This window comes from Pseudomonas sp. WS 5051, assembly GCF_012985715.1.
In the GTDB taxonomy this organism is placed as follows: Bacteria; Pseudomonadota; Gammaproteobacteria; order Pseudomonadales; family Pseudomonadaceae; genus Aquipseudomonas; species Aquipseudomonas bubulae.
The window spans coordinates 18772-31208 of the sequence record NZ_JAAQWV010000022.1; the positions used below are offsets into that span (position 1 = coordinate 18772).

Annotated in this window: 11 protein-coding genes; 10 read left to right on the top strand and 1 reads right to left on the bottom strand. The window is 63.1% G+C overall.

Going from position 1 to position 12437, the window contains the following annotated elements; translation table 11 throughout:
- The first annotated feature begins 21 nt into the window (after nucleotides 1-21).
- The gene (locus HBN79_RS22395; protein WP_095023296.1) at nucleotides 22-1449 is read left to right on the top strand and encodes an FAD/NAD(P)-binding protein; all 1428 of its coding nucleotides are present in this window, start codon (nucleotides 22-24) and stop codon (nucleotides 1447-1449) included.
- Between the two features lie 59 nt (nucleotides 1450-1508).
- On the opposite strand, the gene HBN79_RS22400 is transcribed toward HBN79_RS22395, so the two are convergent.
- Complete coding sequence (locus HBN79_RS22400; RefSeq protein ID WP_169917220.1) at nucleotides 1509-2294, bottom strand: enoyl-CoA hydratase; 786 nt, start codon at nucleotides 2292-2294, stop codon at nucleotides 1509-1511.
- Between the two features lie 143 nt (nucleotides 2295-2437).
- Here HBN79_RS22400 and HBN79_RS22405 point away from each other — a divergent pair, with 143 nt between their 5' ends.
- From HBN79_RS22405 to HBN79_RS22445, 9 genes are all read left to right on the top strand, one after another.
- Nucleotides 2438-3211, top strand: a complete 774-nt coding sequence (locus HBN79_RS22405; protein WP_095025937.1) for an SDR family oxidoreductase — start codon at nucleotides 2438-2440, stop codon at nucleotides 3209-3211.
- A gap of 53 nt (nucleotides 3212-3264) precedes the next feature.
- Entirely contained in the window at nucleotides 3265-4242 is a 978-nt protein-coding gene (locus HBN79_RS22410; protein ID WP_095021156.1) for an OB-fold domain-containing protein, read from the top strand.
- Between the two features lie 10 nt (nucleotides 4243-4252).
- The gene (locus HBN79_RS22415; RefSeq protein ID WP_095018443.1) at nucleotides 4253-5386 is read left to right on the top strand and encodes an acyl-CoA dehydrogenase family protein; all 1134 of its coding nucleotides are present in this window, start codon (nucleotides 4253-4255) and stop codon (nucleotides 5384-5386) included.
- Nucleotides 5358-5777, top strand: a complete 420-nt coding sequence (locus HBN79_RS22420) for a MaoC family dehydratase (RefSeq protein ID WP_095018444.1) — start codon at nucleotides 5358-5360, stop codon at nucleotides 5775-5777. The genes HBN79_RS22415 and HBN79_RS22420 overlap by 29 nt, the downstream gene beginning before the upstream one ends.
- A 17-nt stretch (nucleotides 5778-5794) precedes the next feature.
- Nucleotides 5795-6973: a lipid-transfer protein gene (locus tag HBN79_RS22425; RefSeq protein WP_130871344.1), complete on the top strand. Its 1179-nt coding sequence runs from the start codon at nucleotides 5795-5797 to the stop codon at nucleotides 6971-6973.
- A complete protein-coding gene (locus HBN79_RS22430) occupies nucleotides 6974-8143 on the top strand; it encodes an acyl-CoA dehydrogenase family protein (protein WP_095018445.1) in 1170 nt (389 codons plus the stop codon).
- 142 nt (nucleotides 8144-8285) lie between these two features.
- Complete coding sequence (locus HBN79_RS22435) at nucleotides 8286-9476, top strand: acyl-CoA dehydrogenase family protein (protein WP_169917221.1); 1191 nt, start codon at nucleotides 8286-8288, stop codon at nucleotides 9474-9476.
- Between the two features lie 11 nt (nucleotides 9477-9487).
- The gene (locus tag HBN79_RS22440) at nucleotides 9488-10627 is read left to right on the top strand and encodes an acyl-CoA dehydrogenase family protein (RefSeq protein ID WP_095018447.1); all 1140 of its coding nucleotides are present in this window, start codon (nucleotides 9488-9490) and stop codon (nucleotides 10625-10627) included.
- Between the two features lie 37 nt (nucleotides 10628-10664).
- A complete protein-coding gene (locus tag HBN79_RS22445) occupies nucleotides 10665-12353 on the top strand; it encodes a class I adenylate-forming enzyme family protein (protein WP_130871347.1) in 1689 nt (562 codons plus the stop codon).
- Nucleotides 12354-12437 lie beyond the last annotated feature (84 nt).

A 12437-nucleotide genomic window follows, 5' to 3' on the forward strand; every position in this document is an offset into this window, starting at 1 on the left:
AATAAATCCAGGAACGAGTGAATGACCTCAAGTGATGTGCCAAGCGGACAGGCAACCCCTGCCATCCGCACGGCCGATATTCTGATTGTTGGCGGTGGCCTGAGCGGTACCTTGCTGGCCATGCAACTGCTGCGCTTGCCGGGTGCCCGGCATATCGTGGTGCTGGAACCCCGGGCCGAACTGGGCCGGGGCGAGGCCTACAGCGCCACCGAGCTGGGCCATACCCTTAACGGCAATGCCGCGCGCATGAGCGTCGAACCGGATGATGCCGACGACCTGACCCGCTGGCTGCAGGCTCATATCGCCGGGGGTGGCTGGCCCGAGTCCGGGGTGCAGCAGGTGCCGGTTGCCGAGCTGTTCCCGCCGCGAGGGCTGTTTGGTGTGTATGCCCGCCAGCGTCTGGCCGAAGCACAGGCCATCGGCGCAGCGCAGGGCTCAAGCCTGACCCATGTGCGTGATGAAGTGATCGATCTGCAAACCCCGGGGCAGGGTGTTATCGCCACACTCAAGGACGGTAGCCAGTGGCAGGCCGGTGTTGCGGTCCTGGCCACCGGCATGTTCCCGGCGGCCCGCACGGCGCAGCGCCAGTCCAGTGGCCTCAACGCGGCAGCGCTGGACCCTTGGGATGTCCAGGCTTTGCGTGCGCTGCCGGTGGATGCCCGGGTACTGATTATCGGCTCGGGGCTGACCATGGTGGATGCCCTTGAGTCCCTGAACCAGGCGGGACACCGAGGGCCGATCGAGGTTTTTTCCCGGCATGGCCTGTTGCCCCATGTGCGACGCCAGCCGCCGGTATGGGAAGATTTTCTCAGCCAGGCCCCGGACCTTCGCAGTCCTTTGCAGCTGCTGCGTGAACTGCGCCGCCAATGTGCCCTGGCCCAGTCCCTCGGGATCGACTGGCAGGCACCGCTGGACACCGTGCGCGTGCATATCGCCAGGCTCTGGAGTCAGGCCGATGATACCCAGCGCCGTCAGTTTGTACGCCATGTGCGGCCCTGGTGGGAGAGCCATCATCACCGTTCGCCGCCTCAGGGTGATGCCTTGTTGCAGCGTCTGCTCGAGGAAGGGCGGCTGACCATCCATGCGGCGTCGCTGCAAGGGGTTGATAGCTCAGGGCCACGGATCCGGCTGCGTTATCGCGGGCAATCCGAAGCGGTATGGATTGAGGGTGATGGCCTGATCAACTCCACCGGCATCGAGTACGACTGGCGCCGGGTGGATAAACCCTTGCCACGCCAGCTGTTGCAGCGCGGGTTGATACGGCCCGGCAATCTGGGGCTGGGCATTGCCGCCGATGCGGGCGGGGCGGTTTTGAATGCGCAGGCCGAGCCCGCACAGCGGTTGTTTGCGATGGGCCCGCCATTGCGCGGCATGTGGTGGGAAAGTACCGCGGTAACCGATGTTGCCTTGCAGGCCAAGGCATTGGCTGAGCGATTGGCGTCGCTGTAATACCCCCCCCGACCCTCTGCCGCAGTCAGGGGGTTGGGGGGGCTTTTGTTTGAAATGACTTAATTGCCCTCAAAGCGAGCCGCCCGTTTTTCAATAAACGCCTGCATGCCTTCTTTTTGATCCCTGGAGGCAAACAGCAGTGCATTGGCTTTGCGCTCCAGCGCCAGGCCCGTTTCCAGTGGCCCGTCAACCCCGGCCAAAATCACTTCTTTGATCTGTTCTGCTGCCAGCGGCGGCATGGCGGCGATCAGTTGCGCCATCTCCAGGGCATAGGCCTGGACCTCGGCATCGTCCACAACGTTGCTCACCAGCCCCGAAATCCAGGCCTCTTCAGCGGTAATCGGCTGCCCGGTCAGGGCCATGCGCATCGCCTTGGCCTTGCCGACCGCCCGCACCAGCCGTTGAGTGCCACCGATACCCGGCATGATGCCGATGCGAATTTCCGGCTGGCAAAATTTGGCGCTGCGCCCGGCCACGATGATATCGGCGAGCATCGCCAGTTCGCAGCCACCGCCATAGGCATAGCCGCACACCGCCGCAATCACCGGCTTGGGGCAATGCTGGATGGGTGCCCACAGCCGTTCGGTATGACGCTGGTAAATATCGATCGGGCCGACTCCGGCCATGCTGTTGATATCGCCACCGGCGGCAAACACTTTGTCGCCACCGGTCAACAGGATGCAGCGCACGTTCGGGTTCTCGGCCAGCTCGGTGAAGTGACGCGACAGCAGCGCTTGCAGCTCAAGGCTCAGGGCGTTGGTGGCCTGGGGGCGGTTCAGACGCAGCAGGGCCACGCCCGGGCTCGGGAATTCAAGTAGTACCGGCGCGGCAGATGGATCTGTCATGGGGTTCCTCATTGACGGGGGCTGTCACCACAGCATGCGCTGGATTGTTGCGTTCACCCGGTCGTGATTCATCGTCCGTTCAGACGACGAGCAGCCCCCGGATTGCCCCTAGAGTGGCTCCATCAGTAGAAAAGGAGCATGTCATGGGTCAACTCTCAGGGCTGGATTACAGCGCCAAGGTGGTGCTGGTCACCGGCGGCACCAAAGGCATCGGCGCCGGAATCGCCCGCAGCTTTCTGCAAGCCGGGGCACGGGTGATCGTGTGTGGCAGGACAACCCCCGAGGTGTTGCCCCGGGCGGGGTCGGCACAGGCGGTGTTCATGGCCTGCGATGTGCGCGACCCGGACTCGCTCCAGGCACTGTTCGAAGGCATTCGCGCCGATTTCGGCCGCCTCGATGTGCTCATCAACAATGCCGGCGGCAGCCCGCCGGCCGATGCGGCCAGCGTCTCGCCGCGTTTTCACGAAAGCATTATCCGTCTCAACCTGATCGCCCCGCTGAACGTTGCCCAGCAGGCCAATGCCCTGATGCAGCAACAGGACGAGGGTGGTTGCATCGTGTTTATCGGCAGTATCAGTGCCTTGCGCGCATCGCCGGGCACCGCCGCGTATGGCGCGGCGAAGGCCGGGGTGCTGGCTTTGGTGCAGTCGTTGGCCGTGGAGTGGGCACCCAGGGTGCGGGTAGTGGCGGTCAGTCCGGGGCTGGTACGCACCGAGCAGGCTCACCTGCATTTTGGCAACGAACAAGGCATCGCAGCGGTCAGCGCCGGGATCCCGGCCGGGCGCATGGCGCTGCCCGAAGACATCGGCAACGCCTGCCTGTTTATCGCATCACCCCTGGCCGGCTATGCCAGCGGCTGCAACCTGTTGTTGCACGGCGGCGGCGAACGCCCGGCTTTTTTGAGCGCTGCGCACTGACGACCTTCAGCGGCGACCACCCGGTTGCTGCACTTGACACGCAGGAGACGAACTTGGCTGATTCTCAATTGCTAACCGACGTGCGCGCCCTGGTGGGGCGTGAATATGGTCGCGTCTACGCCTGGGACGAAGTCAACGCCCCGATGATCCGCCAGTGGTGCGAGATCATGGGCGTCGACAACCCGCTTTACACCGACCCGGCCTTTGCCGCCAACAGCGCCCAGGACGGGCTGGTGGCGCCGCCTGCGATGTTGCAGGTGTGGTGCATGGAAGGTTTTCACATAAACAACTATGCGCCCGGCTCGACCACCGAAAACCCCTATGAAGTGCTCAAGCTGATTGAGTCCTACGGTTATCCGTCGGTGGTCGCGGTCAACTCCGAACTGACCTTCGAGCGCAACCTGCGTCCGGGTGAAAAGCTCTACTACACCACGCGGCTTGACTCGGTGGGCGACGAAAAAACCACCGGTCTGGGCACCGGCTTCTTTGTCACCCTGGTGATGGACTACTTCGTTGAACACAAAAGTGGCGACGAGGCCGTTGGCCAGTTGCTGTTTCGCGTATTCAAGTTTCGCCCGGCCAACAACCATGCGGTCGAGGCCGCTCCGGCCAAGGCCGAAGCGGCTGCGGTGGTCAAACGGCCGAAGCCGGGCATGAGCGATGACACGCGGTTTTTCTGGGAAGGCTGTGACGCCGGCAAGCTGCTGATCCAGCGCTGCACCCAGTGCCAGACCTTGCGTCATCCGCCGGCGCCGGTGTGCATCGAATGCCACTCGTTTGATTGGGACAGTGTGCAGGCCAGCGGCCGCGCCAGCCTGTATTCGTTTGTGATCATGCATTACCCCGAAGTTGCCCCGTTCGACCATCCCAACCCGATCGGCCTGATCGAGCTGGAGGAGGGCGTGCGTCTGGTGGCGGGGCTTGCAGGCGCCAAGCGCGAGGACCTGCGTATTGGCCAGCCCTTGCAGCTTGAGTTCCAGACCTTCGATGGCGAGTTGACCTTGCCGCTATTCCGACCTGTGGTCGAGTAAGGGAGCCAGCATGGATTTCGACATTAGCGAAGACCAGGGCGCCATTGCCGAAATGGCCGGCAGCGTGTTTGCCGACTATTGCACCGATGACCGCCTGCGCCAGTTCGATACCAGTGAGCAGGCCTATATGCAGCCGCTGTGGGAACTGTGCGTGGAAACCGGCCTGCAAGCCCTGGCCATCCCTGAAGCACAGGGTGGCAGCGGCCTGGGCATGACCGAATTGATGCTGGTGTTACAGGCTCAGGGCCGTGCGTTGGGGCAGGTACCGCTGTGGCGCCATCAACTGGCGGCTGCCACTGTCGCGCAGTTTGCCGATCCGTCATTGCAGGCGTGGGCTGAGGAGGCCGCCGCGGGCAGGGCATTGCTGACCCTGGATTTGAGCGGCCTGTTCAACGCCCATGGCATTCAATTGCACGGGGTAGAGACTGACGGTGGCTGGCGTGTCAAAGGCCGTGTTGGCGCTCTGGCGCTGGCCGAGCAATCGCAGGCGGCATTGCTGCTGGTCAGTGTTGACGGGCAGCCGCGGTTGGCGCTGGTCGAGCTGGGCGACAAGGCGATCACTCACGTGCCCGGGCGCATGACCCATGGTGAGGCCATTGCCGATGTACATATCGACGGGCTGCTGATCCGCGCCGAGTGCCTGCTCCCGCCAGCCGCGCTGGACTGGCTGGAGCCGCGCAGCATCGCGGCACTGGCGGCGCTGCAGCTGGGCGTCAGTGCCGAGCAGATCCGCCGCACCGTGGAATACGTCACCGAGCGGCGCCAGTTCGAACGCAGCATTGGCAGTTTTCAGGCGGTGCAAATGAGCATGGCCAACGCCCATATCGCCCTCGAAGCGCTGCGCAGCACCCTGTGGCAGTTGTGCTACCGCCTGGACGCCGGTTTGCCGGCGCCCAGCGAAGCACTGGCCACAGCCTGGCAAGCCTGTGAAGCGGGGCATCTGATTGGGCACAACGCCCAGCACGTACATGGCGGCATAGGTGTCGACCTGACCTACCCGATACACCGCTTCCTCTACTGGAGCCGCGCCCTGGGTTGTGCCCTGGGTGGATCGGCAGCATGCCTTGAACGCCTCGGCGACTGGCTGAGCCATAACGACAAGCTGGGATGGAAATATGACCTTGCAGAACACCAAGCGCTTTGACGATGTGCGCCCCGGCGAAACCCTGCCGGAACTGGCGATCCCGATCACCGTGGGCCTGATCGCCGGTGGTGCCATCGCCACCCGCGACTACTTCCCCGGCCATCATGATGTAGAGGCGGCGCGGGAGTTGGGCTCGCCACATATCTTCATGAATATCCTCACCACCAACGGCCTGGTGCAACGCTATATCGAAGACTGGGCCGGCCCCGAGGCGCGTTTTGCCTCGCTGAAGATCAAGCTTGGCGCGCCGAATTATCCCGGCGACAGCATGACCTTCAATGGCGCGGTCACCCGTCAGGATGCCACTACCCGCACGGTGGAAATCACCCTCAGCGGCAAAAATTCCATGGGTAACCACGTGACCGGTACGGTCGCGCTGGTTCTGCCCTGATCGCGGAGACAGTACTCATGACGCAATCGTCACTTTCCGGCAGCGCGGCTATTGTTGGCCTGGGCGCGACCGAATTTTCGAAAAACTCCGGGCGCACCGAACTGCGTCTGGCGCTGGAGGCCACTCTGGCTGCGTTGAAAGACGCCGGTATTGAACCTTCCGAGGTCGAGGGCTTCAGCTCGTACTCGGTGGATAAAGTGCCGGAATATGAAATCGCCCGGTTACTGGGGTGCAAGGACGTCAAGTTCTTCTCCCAGGTGCCCCACGGCGGCGGTGCTGCCTGCGGGCCGATCATGCACGCAGCCATGGCCGTGGCCACCGGTGTGGCCAAAGTGGTGGTGGTGTACCGTGCCATGAACGAGCGCTCGTGGTATCGCTTCGGCAGCGGCAGCTACGGCTTTGCCTCGACCCCGACGTTCGAGAACGTCAACTACGGCTGGTATATGCCCCACGGCCTGCACACGCCAGCATCCTGGGTCGGGATGTTTGCCCAGCGCTACATGCATACCTACGGGGCCACCTCCGAAGACTTTGGCCGCGTAGCGGTAGCCGTACGGGATTTTGCCGCCACCAACCCCCAGGCGTTTTTCTACGGCAAGCCGATCACCCTGGAAGAACACCAGGCTTCGCGCTGGATCTGCGAGCCGCTGCACCTGCTCGATTGCTGCCAGGAATCCGACGGTGCCGTGGCGATGGTGATCACCTCGGCCGAACGTGCCAGGGACTTGCGCCAGAAGCCGGTGATGATCAAGGCCGGTTCCCAGGGCATTACCTCGGGCCAGCAGATCATGACCTCGTTCTACCGCGACGACATCACCGGACTGCCGGAAATGGGCGTTGTCGCCAAAGAGCTGTATCGCCAGTCGGGACTTGGCCCCGAGGCGCTGCAAACGGCGATCATTTATGACCACTTCACCCCGTTTGTACTGCCGCAACTGGAAGAATTCGGCCTGTGCGAACGCGGCGAGGCCAAGGAGTTTATTCGCGCCGGGCACCATGCCCGTGGCGGCAAATTCCCGATCAATACCCATGGTGGGCAACTGGGCGAGGCTTATATCCACGGCATGAACGGCGTGGCCGAAGCGGTGCGGCAGGTGCGCGGCAGCTCGGTCAACCAGGTCGACAATGTCGAGAACGTACTGGTGACGGCCGGCACCGGTGTGCCAACCAGCGGCCTGATTCTGGGAGCAGCCTGAATGTTCGTCGACCTGACGCCAGAACAACATGCCCTGCGTTTGAAGGTGCGGGACTACTTCCAGAACCTGATGACCCCGCAGTTGCGTGAGCAATTGCGCGGCAAAGAGGGCGGCCAGCTGTACCGCGACACCATCCGCCAGATGGGCCGTGACGGCTGGCTGGCGGTGGGTTGGCCCAAGGAACACGGCGGCCAGGGCTATGGCCCTACCGAGCAGTTTATTTTCTTTGAAGAGGCCAATATCGCCGGTGCGCCGTTGCCGTTCGTAACCATCAGCACCGTGGGGCCGGCGTTGATGGCCCACGGCACCGAGCAGCAAAAGGCGCGGTTTTTGCCGGGTATCGCGGCAGGGGAAATCATCTTCGCCATCGGCTACTCCGAGCCGGATGCAGGCAGCGATCTGGCGGCGCTGAAAACCACGGCGCGCCTCGAAGGCGATGCGTTCGTGGTCAACGGCAACAAGCTCTGGACCTCGGGTGCGGAGTCGGCTGACTACATCTGGCTGGCGGCGCGCACCGATGCCGAGCGGCCGCGGCACAAAGGCGTGTCGATCCTGATTCTCGACACCCGCGCGCCAGGTTTTGCCAGCACAGTGATCCCGACCACCAGCATCCCGACGGCGGCCACCTACTACGACAACGTGCGGGTGCCCACCGACATGCTGGTGGGCGAGTTGAATGGCGGCTGGAAACTCATCACGGCACAACTTAACCACGAGCGTCTGGGCCTGGGCGCCTGGTCGGACAAGGTCGTGGGGCTGTTTGGCCGGGTCTTGAAGTGGGCCAATGCAGCCGATGAACGAGGCGTGCGTGCCACCGACAAGGCCTGGGTGCGTGCGGGACTGGCGCAGTGCTACGCGCGGCTGGAAGCCATGCGCCTGATCAACCTGCGCATTGCCGCCGACCTCGAGCGCGACCGCATGGACGTGGCGCTGGCGTCGACCACCAAGGTCTACGGCTCGGAGTCGGGGATCGAGATATTGCGAGTCCTGAGCAACATGGTCGGTGCCGCGGGCTTGATACGCAGCGGTTCACCGGCGGCGCTGCTGCACGGCGAACTGGAGTACGAAGTGCGTGCTTCAGTGACCCTGACCTTTGGCGGTGGCACCAATGAAATCCAGCGCGAGCTGATCGCCCAGTTCGGTTTGGGCATGCCGCGTACCCAGCGTTAAACATTGCCGAAAACCTGTAGCCGCTGGCGAGGTACGAGGCTGCGACAAGGGGCGCAGGCCCTGCAGATCACCGGGGCTGCTGCTCATCCCGTCGCAGCCTCGTACCTCGCCAGCGGCTACAAGAACCGAAAGGTGAAACCACATGAACGCGATTGACCAGTTCAGAGAACAGACCCGCAGCTGGCTTGAGGCCAATTGCCCGCCATCGCAACGCAAGGCCATCCCTGAAGGCGAAATGGTGTGGGGGGCCCGCAAGATGGAGTTCCCCAGTGAAGATGCGCAATTGTGGTTCGAGCGCATGCGCGACAAAGGCTGGTTCTGCCCCGAGTGGCCCGTTGAATACGGTGGCGCCGGGCTGAGTGCGGAGTACAACGCCGTGCTCGAAAGCGAGCTGCGCCGCCTCAAATGCCGCCCGCCGCAAATCAACCTGGGCATCTGGATGCTGGGCCCGGTGCTGCTGGAGTTCGGTACCGAAGAGCAGAAAAAACAGCTGCTGGCACCCATGACCCGTGGAGAGGTGCGCTGGTGCCAGGGCTTCTCCGAGCCCAATGCCGGTTCTGATCTGGCCAGCCTGAAAACATCGGCCCGGGATGCCGGCGATCACTTTGTGGTCGATGGCAGCAAAATCTGGACCTCCTACGGCGACAAGTCGGACTGGATGTACGCTCTGGTGCGCACCGATGCCAAGGCCAGCAAGCACACGGGCATCAGCCTGATCGTACTGGACATGAAGAGCCCCGGAGTCAGCGTTGCGCCGATTGATTTGATCAGCGGCAAGTCGGCGTTCTGTCAGGTGTTTTTCGATGGCGTCAAAGTTCCGAAAAGCCAGTTGATCGGCCCGCTGCACGGCGGCTGGAACCTGGCCAAGCGTCTGTTGCAACACGAACGCAAGGCCATGTCCAAGTTTGGCGAGTTCAGCTTGCCGACCCATTTTCATTTGTTGCCCCTGGTCAAACAGTACTTGCCCGAGGCCACCGGCCAGAGCGAGTCGGCACTGGTTGCACGAGCGGTGGCCACGGCCATGAACGAGCACAGCTACAACCTGACCGTGCAGCGCATGGGCGAAGCCGGCCGCGTCGGGCAGGACGTCAGCGGGCTGATGTCGATCATGAAGCTGGTGCACACCGAACAGGAGCGCGACAAGTTCGAAGTGCTGCTCGATGTCATGGGCTATCAGGGACTGGGCTGGGACCCGGATGCTTTCAGCCCCCAGCAACAGGCAATCACCCGCGGCTGGTTGAACAGCTTCGCCCTGACCATCTCTGGCGGCTCGTCGGAAGTGCAGCTCAACGTTATTGCCAAGCGGGTCCTGGGCCTGCCTGACGTGAAGTAAGGAAACTCACCATGAACCTGCTTTACAACGAAGATCAACGACTGCTGGCCGACAGCGCCGGCGAATTTCTCGCCGCGCGCAGCCCGGTGTCCCGTCAGCGCGCCTTGCGGGATGAAGCGCAGGTGGACGGCTTTGATCCGCTACTGTGGCAAGACGCGGTGGCGTTGGGCTGGAGTGCAATTCCTTTCCCGGAAAACCTCGGCGGGCTGGATTTTGGCTGCATGGGCCTGGGGCCGATTTTTGAAGCCATCGGTTGTAATCTCAGTGCCACGCCGTTGCTTTCGAGTGTGGTGCTCAGCGGATCGCTGCTGCACCTGCAAGGCAATGCACAGCAGCAGGACCGCTGGCTGTCGGCGACCATCAGCGGGGGGCAGCGGGTGGCGCTGGCGCTGGACGAACAGCCACGGCACAACCCGGCGAAAGTGGCGTTGCAAGCTGTGGCCAATGGCGACGGCTACAGCCTGAGCGGAGATAAATATTTCGTTATCGACGGGGTGGGGGCCGACGCTTATCTGGTGGCGGCACGCACCGGCACGGCAGGCATCAGTCTGTTCCTGCTGCCGGCAGATGCCCCGGGCCTGACCGTCAGCCCGTTGCCGCTGATTGACTCGCGCAACCATGCGCGCTTGCAGCTGGATCAGGTACAGGTCGGGGCTGATGCCTTGCTGGGTGCCGCCGGGTCTGCCATGCCGGCCTTGAATATCGCCCTGGATCGCGGCCGCGTGTGTCTGGCTGCCGAGATGCTGGGCATGTCTGAAAAGCTGTTTGAACTGACCCTCGACTACCTCAAGACCCGAGTGCAGTTTGATGTGGCGATAGGCACCTTCCAGTCCCTGCAACATCGCGCGGCGCAGTTGTATGTGGATCTGGCGCTGGCACGCAGCGCCGTGATGGCCGGTCTGGCGGCGCTGGACGACAGCAGCCTGAGCGAGGCCGAGCGTCAGCGCCTGGCCAGCCTGGCCAAGTGGAAGGCCGGGCAGACGGCGATCAAGGTGGCCAACGAGGCGGTGCAGATGCACGGCGGCATCGGTGTCACCGACGAGCTGGATGTGGGCCTGTTTCTCAAGCGTATCCGGGTGGCCCAGGCAACCCTTGGCGATGCCGATTATCACTGCGAGCGCTATGGAGCCCTGGAGCTGGCGCACGCTTGAGCCTGTAGCGGGCAGTTCGAGTCAGGAGAATAACAAGATGAAACTTGAACAATGGCAGAGCGCCTGGCAGCAACTGATTGGTGCCGGCTCGCCTTTTGAAGTACAGACACCCGCCGATGGCGGGCCGAAATTTTTTCGTCATACCGCCGCCAGCGTCTGGGCCGCGATTGATAGTGGGCGCATCCACGGTGACCGTGAATTTCTGGTGTGGGAGCAGCAGCGCCTGACATTCAGCCAGTTTTTCGATCAGGTGGATCGCCTGGCGGGGCAACTGGTCGAGACCTTTGGCTTGCGCAAGGGTGATCGCGTGGCCATTGCCATGCGCAATCAGCCCGCCTGGCTGGTGGCGTTTGCCGCCATCCAGCGTTGCGGTGCGGTGTGTGTACCGCTCAACAGCTGGGGGCTGCGTGACGAACTGTTCCACGGTCTGCAGGACAGCGGCGCATCCCTGTTGCTGTGCGACGAGCCACGCTTGCAGTTGCTCGCCAATGACCTGCGCCAGCAGGGGCTGGCAACCGTGGTGGCGGGGCTGCGCGCAGGCGTGCCGCTGGAGGAGCATTGCCATCGGCTGGAGGACCTGCTGGCAGCCCCGGCGCTGAGCGTGCCGGTACAGTCGGTCAGTGCCAGTGATCCGGCGATGATCCTCTACACCTCGGGCACCACCAGCCTGGCCAAGGGCGTGTTGTCGACCCATGGCGCAGTCTGCCAGGCGCTGGTCGCCCTGGAGTTTCAGGGGGCATTCTGTGCGGTCAGTTCGCCGGAACGCATCAGTGTGGTAATCAATAGCGGCTATGCTCCCGCCACCCTGATGGCGGTGCCGCTGTTCCATGTCAGTGGCCTGCATGCCCAGTTTCTGCTGGCCTTGCGCAGTGGGCGGCGCTTGCTGCTGATGTACAAGTGGGACGTGGAAAAAGCCCTCGACCTGATACGTGACGAACAATGCACCCAGTTCAACGGTGCGCCGGTGATGATGCAGCAACTGCTGGCTTCGCCACGTTTTGGCAGCTCCGACACTGCGAGCCTGTTCGGGCTGGGCCTGGGCGGTGCGGCACCCTCCAGCAGCCTGCTGGACAACCTGACCCGGCGCAAGCCCGAAGCAATCGGTGGCAGCGGCTATGGCCTGACCGAAAGTAATGGCATCTGTGCGGCCCATGGTGGCGACCAGTTCGTCTACAAACCGGCATCGGCCGGGTGGCCTTTGCCGATTGTCGATGTGCGTATCGGTGACAGCCCGGATCGCCCCGTGCCGGCCGGGGTCAGCGGGCTGATCTGGATGCGCTCGCCAACCCTGATGAGCGAATACTGGAACCTGCCCGAAGCCAGTGCGCGGACCCTGTGCGATGGCTGGCTCGACACCGGCGATATCGGCTTGCTGGATGACGAAGGCTTCCTCTACATCACGGATCGCGCCAAGGATCTGATCAATCGCGGCGGCGAGAAAATAGCTGCTGCCGAAGTTGAGTCCTGTGCCTGTGAAATGCCCGGGGTGATTGAAGCGGCAGCATTTGCCGTACCTGATGATGTGCTGGGTGAAGTGGTGTTTCTGGTGGTGCGGGGCGAGCCGGATGCAACCCCAGGCAGCGAAGCCGTGCGCAGTTTTATCGCCCAGCGCCTGGCCAGCTACAAGGTGCCGGCACAGATCCATGTGCAGCACACACCCTTTGCCCGCAATGCCTCGGGCAAGACGCTAAAAAGTGTGCTCAAGGAACTGCTGGTAACGGCCTGAGTAGTCTCTGTGGACGATGTGCTCGCCGCTGATTGGCGAAGAATGGATGCACACCCCCAGCAAGCCTTATTCGCGTAGGAGGCA